This is a genomic window from Bifidobacterium hominis (assembly GCF_040095915.1).
Taxonomy (GTDB): Bacteria; Actinomycetota; Actinomycetes; order Actinomycetales; family Bifidobacteriaceae; genus Bifidobacterium; species Bifidobacterium hominis.
On record NZ_JBBMFR010000006.1, the window covers coordinates 21,699 to 43,247 of the forward strand.

The following is a 21,549-nucleotide window of genomic DNA, read 5'->3' on the forward strand; positions in this document are numbered from 1 at the left end:
AACGTATGATCAGCAGCGCGAATCCAGCAATTCAACGTCGTGACTTTGCGGCGGACGAAACCAATCGCGGACCTTTCATCCCCACAACTCGTTCCAACAATCCCAAAGCAGGGCAATGGACCAACCGCATGAGCCGCAATATGATCGCCGACTACAAACGGTTCCTCATGACCGATGGAGAAGGCATCCGATGCTCGCTGTACGTGTCCGGCTGCCCGTTCCATTGCGAGGAATGCTACAACACGTCAATCTGGGATTTCCAAGCCGGCCACGAATACAACGACAAGCTCGAAGCGCAAATCATGGATGACTTAAGCCAATCGTATGTGCAAGGCATCACCTTCCTCGGAGGCGAACCATTGCTCAACACGGGCGTGCTGTTGCCCCTTGCGCGCAAAATACGCGAACGGTTCGGTAATACCAAAGATATTTGGTGCTGGACCGGCTACACGTGGGAAGAGCTCATGCGCGAAGGCGAAAGCCCCGACAAGCGCGAGCTGCTCGAACTGATCGACATTCTCGTGGATGGCCGTTATATCAAAGAATTACATGATTCCCTGCTGCAATTCCGCGGAAGCAGCAACCAACGCATCATCGACGTACCGAAATCACTGGAAAGCGGACAAGTGGTGATTTGGCCGAAACTACATGATCAAACACGATTCATTCCCGAAATATACGGCAAAGACCGTTCTGCAGGGGAAGGCAGCGCATCCTGACATGGAAATGCTTGGAAGGGTTTGCGATCTCGACATTCGTCGAGCGTCCAGATACATAATTAGGCACGTTGACTGGATTAGTTGTCTAATTTGTGCGCTGTGTCGTGCATTTTATGCTGATTGCGAGCATTTACAAAGCACTTAGGCGTGGGCACAGACTACGATTACATGATTGGATAACCCGGGGTAGGGGCTTCCATGCCTGCCATGGAATGCAGCCCGGCGGATAGAACGATAGAGGTTGAGACATGGTTGAAGCAGCAGAAGCCGTGACCGAAACGCACGGCACAAAGCCGTTGCGTGTAGGTCTTGATATCGGTTCCACTACTGTGAAGGCGGTGGTGCTCGATCAGTCCGACGCGCTCGCGGACGCGCTGTTCTCCGATTATCGGCGTCACCACGCGAACGTGCGCGCCACCGTGGCCGGACTATTGGCCGACATCCACCAGGAGCTGGAAAAGCTTGGCCGAGGCGACGAGCCGATTCGCCTGGCCATCACCGGTTCAGGCGGTCTTGCCCTCGCAGACAGCCTCGACGTGCCCTTCGTTCAGGAAGTCATCGCCGAAACCGAAGCCATCGACAAGGGATATCCGCAGGCTGACGTGATCATCGAACTTGGTGGCGAGGATGCGAAAATCACGTATCTCAAGCCGACTCCGGAACAGCGTATGAACGGTTCCTGCGCAGGCGGTACCGGCGCATTCATCGACCAGATGGCAACACTGCTCGACACCGACGCCGCTGGCCTGAACGAAATGGCCACGCAATACGAAACCCTATATCCGATCGCATCACGTTGCGGCGTGTTCGCCAAAACCGATTTGCAGCCGCTTATCAACGATGGTGCGGCCAAGCCGGATCTGGCTGCATCGATCTTCACCGCAGTGGCCACGCAGACCATTGCAGGCCTTGCCTCCGGACGCCCGATTCACGGAACCGTGATCTTCCTGGGTGGTCCGTTGTTCTTCATGTCCGAACTGAGAGCCGCGTTCAAGCGGGCGCTCGACGGCAAAGTGGACGAATTCATTGTTCCGACCGACGCTCACCTGTATGTGGCATACGGTGCCGCATTGCAGGCCGATCAGGATGGTGACGACCTTGACTAAGCATTACGAAGCACGAACCTGCGCCGACCTTCTGGCACGACTGGACGAACTGGAAAACCTGCCGTCCAACACTCCGACCATGCCTCCGCTGTTCGCTACCGAAGCGGATCGCACCGCATTCAACGAACGACATCATCGCGAGCATATCCATCAAGGCACGCTCGAAGGAGCCCAAGGACCGCACTTCCTGGGCATAGATGCCGGTTCCACCACCATCAAAGCGACGTTGGTGAACGACGATCGAGAAATCGTATGGTCCTCTTATGCGACCAACGAAGGCAGCCCTCTGACGGCAGCCGTACAAATCGTTAAAAAAATCCAAGCCGAACTACCTGAAGGCGCATGGATCGCACGATCCTGTGCGACCGGCTACGGCGAAGGCCTCATCACCACCGGCCTGCACCTCGACGAAGGCGTAGTGGAAACCATGGCTCACTATCGCGGTGCCGAAATGGTAAGCCCGGGCGTTACCGCCGTCATCGATATCGGCGGCCAAGACATGAAATATCTCGCCATCAACGATGGCGTGATCGACTCCATCGCAGTGAACGAAGCATGCTCGTCCGGCTGCGGATCGTTCCTGCAAACGTTCGCCATTTCCATGGGCCTGACCATTCAGGAATTCACCCAAGCGGCGCTCAACTCCACCCATCCGGTCGATTTGGGCTCCCGATGCACCGTGTTCATGAACTCGTCCGTGAAGCAGGCGCAAAAGGAAGGCGCGTCCATCGAAGACATCGCCGCAGGCCTGTGCTATTCCGTAGTGCGCAACGCCCTCTACAAGGTAATCAAGCTGCGTGATTCCGGCGAACTTGGCGACACCGTGGTAGTGCAGGGCGGCACGTTCCTCAACGACGCCGTGCTTCGCGCATTCGAACTGCTCACAGAACGTGAAGTGACCCGACCGAACATCGCAGGACTCATGGGCGCATACGGTGCCGCACTGACCGCACGCATGCACTATGCCGACGAAGCGGAAGACGAAGACGTCGATACCACCGACACCAAAGAAGCGGTGATCGCAGGCGTACGCCACACCGCGTCGAACATTTTGAGCGGCGAAGAACTCGATAACCTGTCGATGACCTCCGAACGAGACGTGTGCAAGCTGTGCCAAAACCACTGCAAGCTCACCATCACCACCTTCCAAGACGGATCCCGTTACGTGACCGGCAACCGCTGCGAACGAGGCGGAGACGCGAAAAAGAAGCGTTCCGATCGCCCGAACCTCTACGATTACAAGTACAAGCGTTGCTTCGCCTACCGCAGACTCACCGACAAAAACGCAACCCGCGGCGAAATCGGCATTCCGCGCGTACTCAACATGTACGAAAACTATCCGTTCTGGTTCACACTGCTCACCTCGCTGGGCTTCAAAGTGATGATTTCCGGACGAAGCTCGCATGAACTGTTCGAAACAGGCATCGAATCCATCGCATCCGAAAACATCTGCTATCCGGCCAAACTTGTGCACGGACACATCAAATGGCTGCTGAGCAAGGGTGTGAAAACCATCTTCTATCCGTGCGTCAGCTACGAAGAGAACCTGGTACCCAACACCGACAACCACTACAACTGCCCGGTAGTAGCCAACTATCCCGTGGTCATCGGCGCAAACATGCCGGAACTGCGCGAAGAGGGCATCCGTTACATGCGCCCATACTTCAACATGGCCAACCATGAACTCATGGTCGACCGTATCGTCGAAGAATTCGCTTGGGCCAACGTGACCCGTGAAGAAGCCGAAACCGCAGTCAAAGCGGCCTATGCCGAAAACGAAGTCTTCAAGCACGATGTGCAGATGGAAGGCCTCAAGGCACTCGCCTACATGAAGGAACACGACTGCCGAGGCATCGTGCTCGCAGGCCGCCCGTACCACATCGATCCGGAAGTCAACCATGGCATTCCGGAAACCATCTGCTCGCTCGGCATGGTGGTATTGTCTGAAGATTCGATCTGCGAACTGCAGCCGGGGGAGAAGCTCAACCTGAGTGATTTCCTCGCCGCGGACGAAGACGATCCGCGCAAGAAGAACGCGGACGGCTTCCGTCATGTGGAAGACCGCAAAGTCACCAAAATGCCGTTGCGAGTCACCAATCAGTGGGCCTACCACGCACGCCTGTACTCGGCGGCAAACTTCGTGGCCTCCTATCCGGGACTTGAACTCGTACAGCTCAACTCCTTCGGCTGCGGTCTCGACGCCATCACCACCGACCAGGTGGGCGAAATCCTCGCCGACAAGGCCGACGTGTACACCATGCTGAAGATCGACGAAGTCTCCAACTTGGGAGCGGCAAAAATCCGACTGCGCTCGCTCAAGGCAGCCGTCGAAGAACGCGAACGCAACAAGCAGCGCGGAATCGCCGCAGTCATGCCCAACAAGCAAGACAGTGCGCCTAACAAGCAGGGCGAATTCCGCAAGACCGGGTCTGAGGCGCCGACTCCGGGACGTCAAGTCATGCTTGACACCGTGATGAAAGCCAATCCGAAACTTACCGAAGCCGTCAAAGCCGCATCCAGGCGTGCCGCGGAAAACGGCATCGGCGAAGCGAAGAAATCCGCGCACAATTCCGCCACCATGTCGAAGTACGCCAACCGCGTGCCATTCGGCAAAGACATGAAGGACTACACCATCGTGGCTCCGCAGATGAGCCCGATCCACTTCTCCTTGGTGGAATCCGTGATCCGTTCCGGCGGTTACAAGTTCGACATTCTCGAACACGCCAGCCGCGAAAACGTGGAAACCGGTCTGAAATACGTCAACAACGACGCCTGCTACCCGGCCATCATGGTTATCGGTCAGCTCGTGGACGCGATTTTGGACGGCAAATACGATCCGGAACACACCGCGCTCGCCATCACACAGACCGGCGGCATGTGCCGAGCCACAAACTATTTCGGCCTGATCCGCAAGGCATTGGTCGATGCTGGCTATCCGCAGATTCCAGTGATCGCCATTTCCACGCAGGGCATCGAAGACAATCCGGGCTTCACCGCCACTCCGGCATTGTTGCATCGTGTCATCAAGGCGCTGATTATCGGTGATCTGCTGATGAAATGCCTGTATCGCGTACGCCCGTACGAGGTGACGCCAGGCAGTGCGAATCAGCTGTACCACACGTGGGACACCATCGTGCGTGAAACGCTCGAACACCACGGCCATTCCAAGACGGCACGCAAGTTCATCGGCAAGGGGTATCTGCCGTATCAGACGCTCGTTAAGGAGATTGTGAAATCCTTCGACGCGCTGCCGTTGAAGGACGAGCCGCGCAAGGTGCGCGTCGGTGTGGTGGGCGAAATCCTCGTCAAGTACCAGCCGGACGCCAACAACCATGTGGTCGACGTGATTGAATCGCAGAATTGCGAGGCTGTGGTGCCGGGCATCATGGAATTCATGACCACCCGCCCATACATTTCCGACTGGAACGAGCATTACCTCGGCATGGGCGGCAACAAGCTTGGCTACGCGCTGATGCGCAAGGCGCTTGACATGTACAACGCTCCTGTGCACAAGGCGATCGATTTAGCGCACGGCAAGTTCTCCCAGGACCTGCCGATGCCGGAACTCGTGAAGAAGGCCGACGAGGTCACTTCCGTGGGTGTGCAGGCTGGTGAAGGCTGGCTGCTGACTGCGGAAATCCTTGAGCTCATCGAATCCGGCTGTCCGAACGTGATTTGTGCGCAGCCGTTCGCCTGCCTGCCGAACCACGTGACCGGCCGAGGCATGTTCGGCAAGATCCGCCGACTGCATCCGGAAGCCAACATCGTGTCCATCGATTACGATCCGGGAGCATCCGAAGCGAACCAGCTCAACCGCATCAAACTGATGATCGCAGCCGCCAAGAAGGCTCACAAGGCCGCGCAACAGGGTGAGACGACGCAAAGCAAAAAAGTCGCCTGATCATAGGCAGATAAATCAATAAGCACTGACTGGAATTGACCAAAATACCGACGCGGACAACATCTTCAGCGTCGGTATTTTTATTGATATATACAAACAATTCTCCAAATAGTGGTAATTGCTTCTGACTTTATTGACAGCTGTTAATTATTATTGGTCGGTCTTGCAGAGCATGTCTGTTGTAATTGAAAATGTGTACTCGATTCGGGATACGCAAGAGTTGGCTATCAGTTTTTCGTATAGCAATCGCGCCGTGCTCATCAATGAGTTTCGGTAGGATTGCCAACATGACAGCACCACGAATTTCTTACGCACACCTGCTTACCGAGCCGAATCCGAAGCATGTGGAAAGTCTGGTCAAATTCTTCGAATCAGGCTGCCAAGAGCGCGGAACCGGCGGTTTCGGCGTGGAAATCGAGCATCTGCCGGTGCATAACAGCGATGATACCGCCGTGAACTATTACGAGGAGAACGGCATCGAGGCGTTGCTGAATCGCATTCGCCCGTATTACGACGAAAGCAAGGAATACTGGGAGAACGGCAGGCTTGTTGGCCTTGGGCGCGAAGGTATTTCCGTGTCGCTTGAGCCGGGTGGCCAGCTGGAATGTTCGCTGGGTATTTTGCATAAGCCGGAGGATCTGTGCACGATTTACGGAGCGTTCCGCCGCGAAGTCGATCCGGTGCTTGACGATCTCGGCTTCCGCTTGGTTAATTACGGGTATCAGCCGAAGTCCGGCTATGCCGACATTCCTGTGAATCCGAAGGACCGTTACAAGGCGATGACCGCGTATTTGGGTCGTGTCGGCCAGTTTGGTCCGTGCATGATGCGCTGCTCTGCTTCGACGCAGATCAGCATTGACTATGTTTCGGAAGAGGATGCGATTTCCAAGTTGCGTTTGGGTACGGTGATCGGTCCGATTCTTGCATGGTTCTTCCGTAACACTCCGTACTTCGAGGGGCGGGAGAATCCGTATCCGCTGCTGCGCCAGCGCATGTGGGATTATTTGGATTTCCAGCGTACGAACGTTATTCCAGGATTGTTCGATCCTCGCTTCGGTTGGGAAGATTATGCGATCGACGTGTTGAGCACGCCGATGATGTTCGCTGATCTGACGCACACTCCGGAAGCGTTGGAAACTCCCGGAACTGATCTGCATCATCCTGCATTCTACGAGAATGCAAACGACGTGTATCCTGATCGTGAACTCAACGCATACGAAATCAATCATGTGATTTCCACACATTTCAATGACATTCGTTTGAAGAACTTCATTGAATTCCGTCACTGGGATTCGCTGCCGGTAGCGCGTGCGGAACGACTGACGGAAATCATCGGATCGCTGCTCTATGATCCGACGAACCGTGAGCGTCTCGAATCGTATTTCGACGGCATTCGCGAGGAAGATGTGCTTGAGGCGAAAGCGAACCTGCAGGCGCGTGGCCACCAGGCCGCTCCGTATGGCAATTCGCTGGAATTCTGGCAGGAATTCTTAGGATTGGAGGGCGTGCTTGCCGACGAACCTGGCGATCCGAAGCATCCTGACGTGTTCCAGAAGTAAAACTGTTTTTCGAGCATTTGGGTTGGCTACGGCTGCCTGAATGAGTTTTTCGAAATTTCGAAGTAATTTCGGGCTGGTCTGTTGAAGATCAGCCCGTTTTTGTGCGGCGAGTGGGAATGTTGTGGTTTGATATGATTTCCGCCTGTCTAATGAACGGTAGATAGTACACTGTTCCGTATGGGTAATGAGGGGAAGAAGCGCGTTCGGAAATCACCTGAGGAACGTAAGAGGGAAATCATAGCTGCGGCGAGCCGTCTTATCGGGGAAAAGGGGTATTACGGTACATCGTTGAAAGATATTGCTGATGCGATTGGCATGAGCCAGCCTGGATTGCTGCATTACATCGGCAACAAGGAACGGTTGCTGTCGCTGCTGGTCACCGACAATTACGATCAGGAGGGCACTCCGGCTGATTTCGCTGCGTCGGGACTACCCGGCAGTGATCCGGAAGGCATGCTGTTTCCCGCGTACTTGCGATTCTTGGTTCGCTACAATGCGAGCCGACGCAGCTTGCTGCAGCTATACATGGTGTTAGAAACTGAGTCGTTCAGTGAGGATCATCCGTTGCACGACTATTTCGAGAATCGACCGAAATACGTGTGGGAGCATTATTCGAGTTTCGCTTGGAAGCTGCCGCCGGAAATTGGCAGTTGGGAGAATATGCGGGCGTACGTGAGGCAAAGCTTGGAGGCCATGGACGGCATTCAGCTGCGTTGGATGCGTAAGCCTCCCATCGATTTCTACGATGAATGGCTTGCCTTCGAAAAGATGATCTTCCCCTCACCCATCTGGGACGGCTACCGCTAAGCCGTGTGCAGTTTTCTTGCGAGCTGTGGTGGATAGCCTTTTGCGTCCCAATTCCTCCACTCGTTGGAAGAATCAGGGTGCTAAGGGGTCTGTAAGCGGGGTGATTCTTCCAGTGACTGGAGAGATTTGTCTGCTGAAACGCTGTTGATTGTCCTGTTTCCTCCAGTGACTGGATGTTTTGGGTCGCTGATCGGATTTTGGGCGGGAGGATTCTTCCACCCGCTGGATGTTTTGGGTCGCTGGGGAGGTTTTGGGCGGGAGGATTCCTCCAGTGACTGGAGGGATCGGGACGTTTAGGAGGCGTGTTCGCGGGAAGATTGCTCCAGTGGCTGGAGGGATTTGCCCGCTGGGATAGCGTTTTGTATGGATTGCGGTGATTGATTGGTTTTTTATTACGATTAGTTGAGCTTTGGAACATGGGAAAAATGTTATATCTAATGGTTGTTAGGTAAGACACGCCTGAAATTTTGCGGTTCTTGACAACTGAGTCGGGAAGATTTATATTTCTTATATCTAATGGCTGTTAGATATGGATACTTGAGAAAAAAACTCGGGGATATCGCAAGAAAACAACCTTAGATGTAGCAACAAGTAGTAACCAGTAACAAGTCAATGAAGACGATGGAGGATCCGTGAGTCGTTACGAGGCAGATCACATTCTTTTCGGTGCCGCATATTACGACGAGTACCTCATGATGAAAGGCATCGACCGCGTCGATGAAGACATGAGGATGATGAAGGAAGCGGGACTGAACGTCATTCGCATCGCCGAATCCACGTGGAGCACCTGCGAACCGCAGCCGGGTGTGTTCGATTTCACGTATGTGGACCGCGCACTCGACGCAGCACAGCGCGCGGGCATCGACGTCATCGTAGGCACTCCGACCTATGCAGTGCCGAGCTGGCTCGTCAAGCTTGACCCGAGCGTGCTCGCAGTCACCCCGAACGGTGAAGGCAAGTATGGCGCACGCCAGATCATGGACATCGTCAATGCCACCTATCGTTTCTACGGTGAACGCGTGATCCGCAAGCTGATCTCCCACGTTGCCGACCACCCGGCAGTGATCGGCTACCAGGTCGATAACGAAACCAAGTACTACGATTCCGTGTCCAACGACATGCAGCGCCTGTTCATCAAGTATCTGTATGAGAAGTTCGATGGCGATCTGAACGAGCTGAACCATCACTTCGGTCTTGACTACTGGTCGAACCGCATCAATTCTTGGGAGGACTTCCCGGATGTGACCGCCACGATTAACGAGTCCCTCGGCGGCGAATTCGACAAGTTCCGTCGCGATCAGGTGCGTGCCTTCCTGCAGTGGCAGTCCGATATTGTGCGCGAATACGCTCATGACGACCAGTTCATCACCCACAATTTCGATTTCGAATGGCGTGGCTATTCCTTCGGCGTGCAGCCGGCCGTTGACCACTTCAAGGCCGCGACCGCAGTGGACATCACCGGTGTCGACATCTACCATCCGACCGAAGACGATCTGACCGGTAAGGAAATCGCATTCGGCGGCGATATGACCCGTTCCACCAAGGACGGCAAGAACTTCCTCGTGCTCGAAACCGAAGCGCAGGGTCAGCATGGCTGGGTTCCGTTCCCGGGACAGCTTCGCCTGCAGGCTTACTCGCACTTGGCTTCCGGCGCTGACATGGTGGAGTACTGGCATTGGCATTCCATTCACAATTCGTTCGAAACCTACTGGAAGGGCCTGCTGAGCCACGACCTCGAGCCGAATCCGACCTACCGTGAGGCCGGCGTGTTCGGACGTGAAGTCGGCAAGCCGGAAGTGGGGGAGCGTCTCGTTCACCTGAAGAAGCGGAACAAGGTGGCCATCATGGTCAGCAACGAGTCGCTCACCGCGCTCGACTGGTTCCTCATCGAAGCGGGCTTCCCGTTCGGCGGCAACCTCAAGTACAACGACGTGGTGCGCAACGTGTACGACGCGCTGTTCGAGCTCAACGTCGAATGCGATTTCGTGCCGTCTGACGCTCCGTCCGAACGTCTCGCCAAGTATGAGATGATCGTGACTCCGGCGCTCTACTGCGCATCCCAAGAAACCACGGATCGTCTGCGCGCGTTCGTTGAGAACGGCGGTCACTTGGTTTCCACCATGCGTTCCTTCGTTTCCGACGATGAAGTGACCGTGTGGTCCGATCGTGCTCCGCACAATCTCACCGACGTGTTCGGCATGACCTACAACCAGTTCACCCGCCCGAACGGTCATGTTTCCGTGGAATTCGCAGGTGCGCTCGCCGAAACCGCGTCCACCGACGCCCAGGCGCTGATCGAACTGCTGAACGCCGACGCCGATACCGAGGTGCTCGCGTCCTACGGTCACTACGCTTGGGAGGATTACGCCGCGGTCACCCGTCACGCGTTCGGCAAGGGCGACGCCGAGTGGATCGCCACCCTGCTTGACGCCGATTCCATTCGTGCGGTCATGCGCGAAGCTGTGGAGCATGCTGGTGTCGCCGGTGCTGGAACCGCGCTCGCAGGTCAGATCGCAGTTCGTCAGGGCGTGAACGCTCGCGGCGAGAACGTGACCTATTTGCTCAACTATTCGGCTGATGAGGTCACTGTTGCAAGCCCGGTCGCAGGTGAAGTGGTGGTTGCCCCGGTTGCCATCGCCACCGACGGCAACGTCGATGAGGCTGCGACTGCTGAAGTCGTACTGAAGGAAGGTGCTGCTGTCAAGCAGGGCGATCCGCTGACAATCGGTCGCTGGAATGTTGCGGTGATTGCCGGCTGAAATCGGCGAAAAGAGAACGATTAGGGAATGAGAAGGTCGATCATGGCCTTCCATTCCCCAACGAAATCGACATCGTGTGCTCCGTTGAGCCAGCGCAATTGCAGTCCTTCCATAGCGGACAGTACCTGCAGTGCGGTGCGTTCCGGGTCGGCAACGCCATCTCGTTTGGCTGCGAACGTGTATTCCTTCAGCAGATTGATTTCGCGCTGTTCGAAATACTCGTGCACCGGATGGTCTTTGCTTAGGGCTTCGCTTTCGAGCAGGGTGTAGAGGCGTACCATTTCAGGTCGGTCTGCGTTGGTTTCCACGGTTCCCGTGGAGATGGCCTTGAGTCCGAGATCGCAATGGTATGCGATGCCGTCTTGTAAGACTTCGCCGGTCACGCCTTCAACGCCAAGATGCTCCGCAATGGCGATTTGGTTGGTGCGATCGGCATATTTGAGTGTTTCTTCAAGGAGCTGTTCTTTGGATCTGAAGTAGTAAAGGAGGCCTGCTTCGGTGATGTTCTGAGCTTGTGCCACGTCACGAATGGTGAAGCCCCAGAAACCGAATTGTGAGATGAAGGATACCGTGGTTTCGAGAATCGCTTTCTTACGGTCTTCTGCGCTCATTCGTTTTTTGGGTTTGCTTTCGGTGCGGCGACGCATGCGCTCTCCTTTCTTGTGCTTACCAAGTTACAAGAAGGGGGAGAGGAAGTGTGATGAAAACGTTGGGACACGCCGGAAAATGACAGATATAAGAGATTGTAATACGCTTTAACTAAGCAGTTACTAAGTAATAAAAACTGAAGTTGCTGCACAAGGCGAATCATCATGGATTGTCATTTGGAAAATGCTGCCGTCGGATAATTTGCGTCTGACTTGCGTTCTTTCGAAAAAGCATCTATGATGAAAACCAGCTAGTTACCAAGTGGTAGTTAGCTGACTGGGCAGAGAGGCCCTATCGGAAAACAGGAATACCACAGAAAACACCACTGAAACATGAATCGAAGGAGAGAGTTTCATGAGTGAAGCAATCGCAAGTAAAGAAGCGCGTTTGGCTGCATATAACGCCAATATCGCTGCTGCAGACAAGGATCCGCAGCTGTCGCCTGAAACCGGCAAGCCGCTGAGCAAGGTCAACACCATCCGTTTCGGTGTTGGATTCCTGCTGTTCGGTGTGCTGTGGATGTCGGGTCTCGGCATCGTCTCCGCCGTGCTGCTGCCGATGCACTACAAGACCATCGAGGGTGCCGATCCGGACGCTCTCGTTGGCATCGTCAATGCGTTCACCGCAGTGGCATCTCTGGTTGCCAATCTGATGTTCGGCAACTTCTCCGATCGTTCCCGCTCCAGGTTCGGTCGTCGTACTCCGTGGATCGTTTTCGGTGCGGTGCTCGGTGGCGTCACCCTGTTCCTGACCGGTACCACGCATAACGCCGTGCTGCTCACCATCTTCTACTGCGCCTGCATGTTCGGCCTCAACTGTATGATTGCCCCGCTGGTCGCAGTGCTGTCTGACCGCGTGCCGTCCGGCATCCGCGGCACCATGTCCGCCTTCTATGGCGCAGGCTCCACCATCGGCGCTCCGATCGGCACTATGATCGGTGCGTTCTTCATCGAGAACCTGACTGTCGGCTTCGCTGTCGCGGGCGTGCTCATGTTCCTCGGTGGTGTCGTCGCCGTAATCATCCTGCCGAAGGAACAGTCCGCTGACTTCCTGCCGAAGGAAGAGGGCTCTTTCAAGGACGTTCTCGTATCCTTCCGTCCGCCGAAGTTCGCTGGCGCCCACGACTTCTACAAGGCATTCGCCGGCCGTTTCTGCATGATCATGAGCTACCAGATGATCAACGTCTACCAGCTCTACATCATCCAGAACTACATTGGCCAGTCTGTCAAGGAATCCGCCGTCACCGTATCCGTCGTTTCCATGATCATGATGGTCATGTCTCTGGTCGGCTCCTTCATCTCCGGCCCGGTTTCCGATCTCATCGGCCGCCGTAAAGTTCCGGTTGTCGTGGCTTCCGTGCTCTTCGCCATCGGCATCGCCATGCCGTGGCTGATCCCGTCCACCCTGGGCATGTACCTGTTCGCAGGCATCGCTGGCCTCGGCTATGCCGTCTACTCCGCAGTCGATCAGGCTCTGCTCGTCGACGTGCTGCCGAACAAGGAAGAAGCTGGCAAGGATCTGGGCATTCTGAACATGGGCACCACCCTTGGCCAGATGTGCGGCCCGGTCATCATGTCCACCATCGTGGTGTCCCTCGGCTACAACTTCGCCTTCCCGGCCGCCATCGCCCTGGCCATCATCGGCTGCTTCTTCATCATGGCCATCAAGAAGGTCAAGTAACCACACCTCCCTCCCCTCCCTCCCTCCCCTCGATTTCGAGAGAGGAGAGAGAGGGGGTGGGAAGTTTTTCCAAAACTGAACAGCAATGCAACGTAACGTCATATCGATAATCTCAATAACTGAATCTAAATAAGCACGATAAAAATAACTTAATAATCGCAATGCATTATCCAAAGAATCAACGACGATACTAAGGACTTTCCATGACTACTTGGATCGCAACAACGCAAGACAACAAGCTTGCCGACAAATCATCAGAAATCGAATCCACGCATGCCACTTCCGCTGCCGATCTGCAGCTTGACGGCAATGAATATCAGGCGTTGCGCGGCTTCGGCGGCTGCTTCAACGAGCTTGGCTGGCTTCCTCTGCAGACGGTCACTGAAGAGGAACGCGATCAGATCATCAAGGAACTGTTCAGCCCGGATGAGATGAACTTCACCTTCAATCGTGCGCCGGTCGGCGCCAATGATTTCGCCGATCATTGGTATAGCTATAACGAGACCGACGGCGATTACGAGATGGAGCATTTCTCCGTCGAGCATGATGAACAGACGCTGATTCCGTATATTCATCGCGCGCAGGAATGGCAGCCGAACATGCAGCTGTTCTCCAGCCCGTGGAGCCCGCCGACGTGGATGAAGCGTCCGAAGGCTTATAACTATGGTCGTTTGGTGCAGACTCCTGAGAATCTGAAGGCGTATGCGAAGTATTTCGTCAAGTACATTCAGGCTTATGCCGAGCATGGCATTACCGTGAATCAGCTGCATGTGCAGAACGAGGTGTTCGCCGATCAGAAGTTCCCGAGCGCATTGTGGGATGCCGAAGCGCTCAAGGTGTTCATCCGCGATTATCTTGGACCTGCTTTTGACGAGGCTGGTCTTGATACCGATATTTGGCTGGGCACGTTGAATGGTCCGGAAGATATGGCGTGGACCGGCGGTTACGGCATGAAGCTTAACAATTACAACCGTTTTGTCGACAATATTCTGTTTGACGACAATGCTCGCAAGTATATCAAGGGCATCGCCTATCAGTGGGCTGGCCAGAATTGTATTGCGCGTACGCATGAGTCTTGGCCGGAGATTGAGCTGATTCAGTCTGAATCCGAATGCGGTATGGGCGATAATACGTGGGAATATGCGGAGTATATTTTCCACTTGATCAACCATTATCTGCGTAATGGCGCGACTGCCTACACGTATTGGAATATGATTCTTGACGATCAGGATTCCACGTGGGGATGGTGGCAGAATTCGCTGTTCACCATTACTGCGGATACGCATGAGGTTCGTCGTAATCCGGAATATTATGTGATGCGTCATTTCTCGCATTTTGTTAAGCCGGGTGCGCATGTGCTTGGTACGACGGGTCATTTCAATTCGATGGCTATTGCTTTCCGTAATCCGGATGACACCATTGTGGTGGTGGCTCAGAACGCTCTTGATGAGGAGCGTCCGTTTGAGTTTGCCGATCCTTGCAATGCCGATCGTGGTATCAAGGTGACGCTTGCTCCGCGTTCGTTCAACACGTTCGTGTTGGACTGACGGGGAGTTGTCGGCTGACGCGGATGTGTGCGTAACGCGTTGGCTTGGCTGTGGCAACGGTTTGTTGAATGCCGGGTGGTGGGTTTTCCCTTCTCTTCCTGCCACCTTCGCAAGCCGGTGTTGTGTTGCAGGGCGTTTGCCCGCGGTGGTTGGTTACTGGTCGCCGCAGACAGACGCCTTTTTTGTTTGCTGTGCTCTTGTTTTACAGTGTTTTTGCTTGTCGCGCTCTGTTTAGCGGTAGCCGTCCCAGGTGGGGGAGGGGAACAGAATGCGTTCGGCGCGTTCCCAAAGTTGCATCATGGATTCGTTTGGGTTGGTCAGCGACTGGATTTGTACGCCGTCCATGGCGAAGAATGCGGTGACGATGAGGTCGTGCAGGCGTTCTGGATCTCGGTATTCTTCCGGTAGTTCCCAGTCCACGCTGGTCATGTCGGTTAGGATTGATCCGTGCCTGTTTTGGTAGAACTCGTGTGCCGGGTGTTGCGGGTCGGATGCTTCGATTGCGAGGCGCATGAATAGTGCGACGAGTTCAGGACGTTTGGCGTTGAAACATACGGTTTCGTGCAGTGCGCTGGGCAAATGTCGACATTCTTTGGTTGCAGAATCTGATTGGTCGCAGTGGTTGATGGTTGCGCCCAATGTCGTGGGTGCATTGCTTTCTTCGGAGTCGTAGAACGTTTCGATGACCAATGAGAGCAGTTCTTCGCGGTTTTTGACGTAATGGTTGAGTCCTGGCAGTGTCATTCCGACCGCGTCCGCCAAGGCTTGCATGGGGAAGCCATATGATCCGTATTGCGTGATCAGGGTTACCGCTTCTTGTGCGACCTGTTTGCGTCGCTGTGCTGGGGAGAGTCGTTTTCTTTGGTTGATTGGACGGCTCTTGATGCTGTTTGCTGATGTTTTTTCCTGTGATTCCATACTGCTTTGAAGAATACTATTGCCGCTGCCCACGTGTGTTTTCGTATGGTTTCGATATTGCGGTTATGTAATTGATTGATGTGTTTGAAAGTAGGTAGTTGCTCGACACGCCGATTTGTTATCTTATACTTTTAAGATATAAGATAACTGACGAAGCCGATGGACATCGACTTCAATCAGCGCCTCTCTTGCTTGTGCGATCGTTGAAGATTCGGCAAAAACGTGGGGCTGATTTCGAAGAAGAAAGATAAGGAGATAAGCATGACTGGCGCACAGTCCGCGGAAAGCACTCGCACGCTTTCCAAAATTGACAAAACGCGTTTCTGCGTAGCGTTCTTCGTGTTCTCATTCGCGTGGATGCTGGCATTGCAGATCGTTGCTGCAGTGTTGCTTCCGCAGCGTTTGGCCGATATCGCGCCCGACAGCAAAGACGCCATCTTTGGTGTGCTTAATTCGGCCACGGCACTCGCCTCGCTGATTTCCAACCTGGTGGTCGGCAACATGTCTGACCGTACGCGCTCGATCTTCGGCCGCCGTACGCCGTGGATCGCATCGGGCGGCATTGTCGCTGGTATCTCGCTGTTCCTCATCGGCATTTTGCCGGACGGTGTGAGCATCGGTGTCAGCTACTGCATTTCCATGGTCGGTCTGAACATGATGATCGCGCCGGTCATCGCATCCCTGTCCGACCGTGTTCCGGAAGATATGCGCGGCACCATGTCTGCATTCATCTCCGCAGGTACGCTTTTCGGTTCCGCACTCGGCCAGATTGTTGGTGCGCAGTTCATCACCCTGCAGCTCCCGGGCTTCATTGTCGCTGGTGTGGCCATGGCGCTTTCCGGTGTGCTTGCCGTGATCTTCTGGCCGAAGGAAAAGTCCAGCAAGGACATGCCTAAGGAAAAGGTCGATTTCAAGGGCATCATCATGAGCTTCCGTCCGCCGACCAAGGGCGCTCGTGACTTCTGGCTGGCATTCGCTGGTCGTTCCCTGCTGCTGTTCAGCTACTACATGATCCTCAACTACCAGCTGTATATTCTGCAGGATTATATCGGTCAAAGCGTTGAAGATTCCGCAGCCACCATTTCCACCATGAGCTTGGTGCTGATGGTTGTCTCCCTGATTTCCGCGCTTTCCGCAGGTCCGATTTCCGACAAAATCGGCCGCCGTAAGATTCCGGTTGTGGCTGCAAGCGTGCTGCTTGCCATCGGTTATGCTCTGCCGTGGCTCATGCATAATGCGCTGGGTATGATTCTCTTCTCCGCCATCGGCGGCTTCGGCTACGGCATGTACGGCTCTGTTGACCAGGCACTCAACGTTGACGTGCTGCCGAACGAAGAAGAGGCTGGTAAGGATCTAGGCATTCTGAACATCGCAACCACTCTCGGTCAGATGGTCGGCCCGATCGTCACTTCCGCCATCGTGGTGGCCACCGGCTCCTATGCCATGGTGTTCCCGACGGCAATCGTGATGGTGGCGCTCGCCTGCGTCTTCATTCTGATGATTAAAAAGGTGAAGTAGCGTCGGCATTTTCCGAAATAACTTGGCCGGAGATCCTTTCATTATCTCTCCTGGGATCTTCGGCCATTTCGCACATATTGTGCGGCACAATAACTACAGGAACTGTACGAATTACGAACACTGCAGATGTGAGTACTACTGCAAAGGAGTAAACCATGGTTGTCTGCATTGACCCGAACAGTACGATTGGTCGTATCGATCCGAAACTGCATGGCCAATTCATTGAATTCCTTGGCGAATGCATTGATGAAGGTCTGTGGGTAGGGGAGGATTCCCCGATTGAAAACGAGCATGGCTACCGCAAGGCCACATTGGATGCTTTGCGTGCATTGCAGCCGCCGGTTATTCGTTGGCCGGGCGGTTGCTACGCAGACACCTACCATTGGCGTGACGGCGTGGGGCCGCAAAGCGAACGTAAAACCACCTTTAATGAAAACTTCGCCACGTACGAACTCGACGATCACAGCTTCGGCACCGACGAATTCCTGCGTTTGTGCGAAATGCTCGGCGCGGAACCGTGGATCAATATCAACATGCTTTCCGGTACTGTGGCCGAAATGAAGGATTGGATGGAATACTGCAATCGTGAGCAGCCCACCGATCTGGCCAAGGAACGTGAGGCCAACGGCCATAAAGCACCGTACGGTGTGAAATATTGGGGCATTGGCAACGAAGTGTGGGCTGGAGGCGGTACCATGACGCCGCAAACCTACCTTGACGAATACCGCAGGTTCGCATCCGCTATGCCAAGCTTCACCGCCGATGTGTTCGCGCCGACGGAAATGTATGCCATCGCGAGCGGTCCTGACGGTAACAAGCCGCGCGAACGCGTGCAGTGGACCCAGGACTTCTTCCGTGGTCTTGCCGAATATCGTCAGCCGAAAATCGATGGTTATGATCTGCATTTCTACAACTGGAATGTGGATAACGATGCTGATACTCCGACCGAGTTCGATGAAGACGGCTGGAACACGGTGATTGAGGGTTGCCTTGAGCTTGAAGACATTCTGTGTGATCAGTGGCGTTTGATGAACGATGGTTTGGCGCTTATTCATGAGCCGGAAGTGGCGATGGATTCCAAGCTTTCGCATGTCGATCTGATTATCGGTGAGTGGGGCAATTGGCATAAGACCGCGTTCTTTGCGCGCCCGGCGCTTAAGCAGCAGGTGACCATGCGTGACGCCATCACTACCGCGCTTACGTTGGATCTGCTGCAGCGCAACTGCGACAAGGTGTCCATGGCGTGCAACGCGCAAACCATCAACGTGCTCAACTCGCTGATTTTGACTGAAGGCGATCGGACCATCCTTACGCCTAACTATGACGTATTCATGATGTACAGGGCGCATCGTGGCATGATCGCACTTGATGTGAATCGCAACGATTCCGAAGATTCCGCCGTGTATACGTTTGCGTCACGCAATGAAGACGGCACTCAGCTGCTGGTCAATCTGACTAATGCACACATGAACGATGCTGCTGAAGTACGATTGCAGCTTCCGTGCGGAGCCAAAGTCGAATCGATGGAAACGCTCGCTTCCGAAGATCCGCATGATTGCAATACTGTGGGGTATCCGGATCTCGTGCGCACCCATACTGCGGATGTTGATACTGCTGTGACCGTGCGTGAATCCGCTGGCGGCGCCGAGCTGACGGTGGCACTGCCCGCCGCTTCGGTGAATGCCCTTCGCGTGACGCTTTGCTAGCTAATTATTTCTCTCTGGTTGTAAAAAGCCTCTTTCTTCCCGCAAGAAAGGGGCTTTTCGTGTAGTCGAGTTGCGTAAGGAAGAAAAATGTATTATCATTTAACTAAGTGGTTACTAAGTAATAGAAACTGCGATCGAAAACGTACGGAGGAGTGCATATGGACCTCAATTACATCAAGGGCGTGAACCTGGGTAACTGGCTGGTTCTGGAAAAGTGGATGAACCCGGCATTGTTCGATGGAACAACCGCTGATGGGCATTGAAATCATCAACGAGCCGAATACTACTACGTCGTGGCCGATGATGAATGTGACCGAACGATATAAGGCTGTCGATCCTGAACTGGCTGAAGGAACTGGTCCGATCGCATTCGACTGGCTGAAGAACTTCTATATCACCGCATACCATCGTCTGCGCGACGAGAATAAGGGTGCATTGCCGACAAGCAAGGCCGTGGTGTTCCATGACGGTTTTGACATCGATCAGTGGAAGGATTTCATGCGTGGCGAAGACGGTGGGCTTGCGCCGGAATTCGAAAACGTGATTCTTGACACCCACCAGTATTTGATGACTGCCGAAATGATGGGTTGCCCGCAAACTGTGGAAGGCTACGACGATTTCGTCAAGAACACGTATGTGCCGATGATCGCCGAAATGAGCGAATACTTCCCGGTGATCGTAGGCGAATGGTGCCTGTTCAACTCTGTTGGCTGCGGTGTGGATACCCATGGCGGACAAAGCGTGCTGAACGGTGAAGAGGGTGCTCATGCGGAAACGCTCAGCGCTGAAGAAAAGCGTGCGCTCTATCAGGGCGTCGCCGAATCGCAGTTGAACGCATGGAGCAACGGCAGCGGTTTCTACTACTGGAACTACAAGCTGCTCACCGACACGGTCAACACCCCCGGCTGGATCGGCTGGGACGCCTGGGACCTCGGCCGCTGCATAGCGCAAAACAGGTTCCCCGTTCAGCAATGAGAAAAACGTAAGAAAAGAAAAGCAGAAATCAAAGGAGAGATAATGCTGCAGAATCCTATTGTTAAAGGCTTCAATCCTGATCCAGTCATCTGCCGCAAAGGCGACGATTACTACGTTGCCGTCTCCACATTCGAATGGTTCCCTGGCATTCCGATCTACCATTCGAAGGATATGAAGCATTGGGAGCTGCTTACCCATGTGCTTACCGATGACACGAATCCGAACCTTACCAAGCTGCCGAGCGCTAAGGGCATTTGGGCTCCTTGCCTCACGTATTGTGAGGAAGAGGACATGTTCTACGTGATTTATGGTGTTATGAATTCCATGAATGCGCGCTATTTCGACGTGAATAATTATCTTATTAAGTCGAAGAAGATTGAAGGCCCGTGGAGCGAGCCGGTGTATTTGACTTCCTCCGGTTTCGATGCGTCCATTCTGCATGACGATGATGGCAAGAAGTACATCGTCAGCTTGGAGTGGGAGACCCGCGAAGGCTATGAGAAGCCGGGTGTGATCTGCTGCGTGGAATATGATCCGGAAACCAAGCATGTGGTCGGCTATCCGAAGCGTATTTGGCGTGGTGCTACTGATCGTGGCTGCATTGAGGCTCCGCATCTGACCAAGCGTGACGGCTGGTATTACATTATGTGCGCTGAGGGCGGTACTGGCTACAACCATTCCGTGACCATGGGGCGTTCCCGCAATGTGTGGGGTCCGTACGAGCCGGATCCGAATGGCCCGCTGGTTACGTCACAGCCGAAGGAGTCGAACGAGCGTGCCGATGACGATCATCTGAAGCCGCGCTATTTCAACCCGGATTCCGTGCTGCAAAAGTCCGGGCATGGCTCGTATGTTGACCTGCCGAATGGCGAAACCTATCTGGTGCATTTGACGAGCCGTCCGTTTGTGCCGGAATTGCGTTGCACGCTTGGCCGTGAAACCGCTATCCAGAAGATGCAGTGGACGCCTGATGGCTGGCTGCGTATGGCTGACGGTTCCAATCTGGCGAAGATTGAGGTTGAGGAACCGAATCTGCCGGATGTGCCGATGCCGGAGATTCCGAACTTTGATGACTTTGATGGCGGCGAATTGGGCAACTGGTATTACTCGCCGCGTCAGATGCCGAGCACGTTTGCGAATGCTACGGAACGCCCGGGCTGGCTGCGTGCTCGCGGTGAAGAATCGCTTGCCTCGCTGAATCGTACGAGCCTGCTTACTCGCAAGCTGACGAGCGTGTATGCCACGGTGACCACCAAGATGGAGTTCGAGCCGGAAGTCTACCAGCACAGCGCTGGCTTGACCATCTACTACGACAACATGAATAACATTTTCCTGCGCAAGTATTATTCGCAGACGCTTGGCGGCAGCGCGATTTCGATCGTGCGTCTCGAAAACGGCGAAAAGACGGAAATGCTTGACACTCGTGTTGCCGTGGAAGATAAGCCGATTTACTTCCGTTTGAACATTGAGGGCCGTCGCACTTGGTTCGAATGGGGTTATGATGGCGAGAATTGGACCAAGATCGGTCCGGATTTCGATACCACCACGTTCTCTGACGAATACTGCAAGTTCGGTGAGTTCACCGGCACTATGGTCGGTATTGCCGTCACTGATGCTTCGCTGCATGAGAAGACCGCCGATTTTGATTTCTTCGATTATGAGGCGGACGAAACGAAGCCTGTCGACTGATCCCGCCCGGGCGGCCA

At 54.4% G+C, this 21,549-nt stretch carries 14 protein-coding genes; 12 read left to right on the forward strand and 2 right to left on the reverse strand.

Going from position 1 to position 21,549, the window contains the following annotated elements:
- Window positions 1-5: 5 nt before the first annotated feature.
- From nrdG to WMO36_RS05490, 6 genes are all read left to right on the forward strand, one after another.
- Window positions 6-719, forward strand: a complete 714-nt coding sequence (gene nrdG / locus WMO36_RS05470; RefSeq protein ID WP_004220883.1) for an anaerobic ribonucleoside-triphosphate reductase activating protein — start codon at window positions 6-8, stop codon at window positions 717-719.
- Window positions 720-967: 248 nt separating this feature from the next.
- On the forward strand, window positions 968-1,825 hold the full coding sequence (locus WMO36_RS08360; RefSeq protein ID WP_435374665.1) for a BadF/BadG/BcrA/BcrD ATPase family protein: 858 nt from the start codon (window positions 968-970) through the stop codon (window positions 1,823-1,825).
- A 79-nt stretch (window positions 1,826-1,904) separates the two neighbouring features.
- Window positions 1,905-5,726 carry an acyl-CoA dehydratase activase-related protein gene (locus tag WMO36_RS05475; RefSeq protein ID WP_435374689.1) on the forward strand — a complete coding sequence of 1,274 codons (3,822 nt, stop codon included), beginning with the start codon at window positions 1,905-1,907 and terminating at the stop codon, window positions 5,724-5,726.
- A 287-nt stretch (window positions 5,727-6,013) separates the two neighbouring features.
- Window positions 6,014-7,285: a glutamate-cysteine ligase family protein gene (locus WMO36_RS05480; RefSeq protein WP_349077085.1), complete on the forward strand. Its 1,272-nt coding sequence runs from the start codon at window positions 6,014-6,016 to the stop codon at window positions 7,283-7,285.
- Window positions 7,286-7,462: 177 nt separating this feature from the next.
- Entirely contained in the window at window positions 7,463-8,092 is a 630-nt protein-coding gene (locus WMO36_RS05485) for a TetR/AcrR family transcriptional regulator (protein WP_349077087.1), read from the forward strand.
- 632 nt (window positions 8,093-8,724) lie between these two features.
- Window positions 8,725-10,851 (forward strand): beta-galactosidase, encoded by a 2,127-nt coding sequence (locus WMO36_RS05490; protein WP_118239820.1) that lies wholly within the window; start codon window positions 8,725-8,727, stop codon window positions 10,849-10,851.
- Between the two features lie 20 nt (window positions 10,852-10,871).
- Here the strand turns inward: WMO36_RS05490 and WMO36_RS05495 are convergent, their stop codons facing one another.
- Complete coding sequence (locus WMO36_RS05495; protein ID WP_333563158.1) at window positions 10,872-11,498, reverse strand: TetR/AcrR family transcriptional regulator; 627 nt, start codon at window positions 11,496-11,498, stop codon at window positions 10,872-10,874.
- A 355-nt stretch (window positions 11,499-11,853) separates the two neighbouring features.
- Here WMO36_RS05495 and WMO36_RS05500 point away from each other — a divergent pair, with 355 nt between their 5' ends.
- Window positions 11,854-13,179 (forward strand): MFS transporter, encoded by a 1,326-nt coding sequence (locus WMO36_RS05500; RefSeq protein WP_349077090.1) that lies wholly within the window; start codon window positions 11,854-11,856, stop codon window positions 13,177-13,179.
- Window positions 13,180-13,382: 203 nt separating this feature from the next.
- Window positions 13,383-14,726 carry a glycoside hydrolase family 30 protein gene (locus WMO36_RS05505; protein ID WP_270560127.1) on the forward strand — a complete coding sequence of 448 codons (1,344 nt, stop codon included), beginning with the start codon at window positions 13,383-13,385 and terminating at the stop codon, window positions 14,724-14,726.
- 231 nt (window positions 14,727-14,957) lie between these two features.
- Here WMO36_RS05505 and WMO36_RS05510 read toward each other — a convergent pair whose 3' ends face one another.
- The gene (locus WMO36_RS05510; RefSeq protein WP_291801686.1) at window positions 14,958-15,644 is read right to left on the reverse strand and encodes a TetR/AcrR family transcriptional regulator; all 687 of its coding nucleotides are present in this window, start codon (window positions 15,642-15,644) and stop codon (window positions 14,958-14,960) included.
- Window positions 15,645-15,905: 261 nt separating this feature from the next.
- Here WMO36_RS05510 and WMO36_RS05515 point away from each other — a divergent pair, with 261 nt between their 5' ends.
- The 4 genes from WMO36_RS05515 to WMO36_RS05530 all read left to right on the forward strand — a co-directional run bounded on the left by WMO36_RS05515 (window position 15,906) and on the right by WMO36_RS05530 (window position 21,532).
- Window positions 15,906-17,162 (forward strand): MFS transporter, encoded by a 1,257-nt coding sequence (locus WMO36_RS05515; protein WP_270560128.1) that lies wholly within the window; start codon window positions 15,906-15,908, stop codon window positions 17,160-17,162.
- A 155-nt stretch (window positions 17,163-17,317) separates the two neighbouring features.
- On the forward strand, window positions 17,318-18,868 hold the full coding sequence (locus WMO36_RS05520) for an alpha-N-arabinofuranosidase (RefSeq protein WP_349077092.1): 1,551 nt from the start codon (window positions 17,318-17,320) through the stop codon (window positions 18,866-18,868).
- Between the two features lie 252 nt (window positions 18,869-19,120).
- Window positions 19,121-19,843, forward strand: a complete 723-nt coding sequence (locus WMO36_RS05525; RefSeq protein WP_259325915.1) for a hypothetical protein — start codon at window positions 19,121-19,123, stop codon at window positions 19,841-19,843.
- A 42-nt stretch (window positions 19,844-19,885) separates the two neighbouring features.
- A complete protein-coding gene (locus tag WMO36_RS05530; RefSeq protein WP_349077094.1) occupies window positions 19,886-21,532 on the forward strand; it encodes a glycoside hydrolase family 43 protein in 1,647 nt (548 codons plus the stop codon).
- Window positions 21,533-21,549: the final 17 nt, after the last annotated feature.

What these genes read in the sequence shown, in the direction of transcription:
- WMO36_RS08360 (WP_435374665.1), top strand. Translation starts at nt 968, where the DNA reads ATGGTTGAAGCAGCAGAAGCCGTGACCGAAACGCACGGCACAAAGCCG.
- WMO36_RS05515 (WP_270560128.1), top strand. Translation starts at nt 15,906, where the DNA reads ATGACTGGCGCACAGTCCGCGGAAAGCACTCGCACGCTTTCCAAAATT.
- WMO36_RS05475 (WP_435374689.1), top strand. Translation starts at nt 1,905, where the DNA reads ATGCCTCCGCTGTTCGCTACCGAAGCGGATCGCACCGCATTCAACGAA.
- WMO36_RS05530 (WP_349077094.1), top strand. Translation starts at nt 19,886, where the DNA reads ATGCTGCAGAATCCTATTGTTAAAGGCTTCAATCCTGATCCAGTCATC.
- nrdG (WP_004220883.1), top strand. Translation starts at nt 6, where the DNA reads ATGATCAGCAGCGCGAATCCAGCAATTCAACGTCGTGACTTTGCGGCG.
- WMO36_RS05495 (WP_333563158.1), bottom strand. Translation starts at nt 11,498, where the DNA reads ATGCGTCGCCGCACCGAAAGCAAACCCAAAAAACGAATGAGCGCAGAA.
- WMO36_RS05480 (WP_349077085.1), top strand. Translation starts at nt 6,014, where the DNA reads ATGACAGCACCACGAATTTCTTACGCACACCTGCTTACCGAGCCGAAT.
- WMO36_RS05505 (WP_270560127.1), top strand. Translation starts at nt 13,383, where the DNA reads ATGACTACTTGGATCGCAACAACGCAAGACAACAAGCTTGCCGACAAA.
- WMO36_RS05525 (WP_259325915.1), top strand. Translation starts at nt 19,121, where the DNA reads ATGGGCATTGAAATCATCAACGAGCCGAATACTACTACGTCGTGGCCG.
- WMO36_RS05500 (WP_349077090.1), top strand. Translation starts at nt 11,854, where the DNA reads ATGAGTGAAGCAATCGCAAGTAAAGAAGCGCGTTTGGCTGCATATAAC.
- WMO36_RS05485 (WP_349077087.1), top strand. Translation starts at nt 7,463, where the DNA reads ATGGGTAATGAGGGGAAGAAGCGCGTTCGGAAATCACCTGAGGAACGT.
- WMO36_RS05520 (WP_349077092.1), top strand. Translation starts at nt 17,318, where the DNA reads ATGGTTGTCTGCATTGACCCGAACAGTACGATTGGTCGTATCGATCCG.
- WMO36_RS05510 (WP_291801686.1), bottom strand. Translation starts at nt 15,644, where the DNA reads ATGGAATCACAGGAAAAAACATCAGCAAACAGCATCAAGAGCCGTCCA.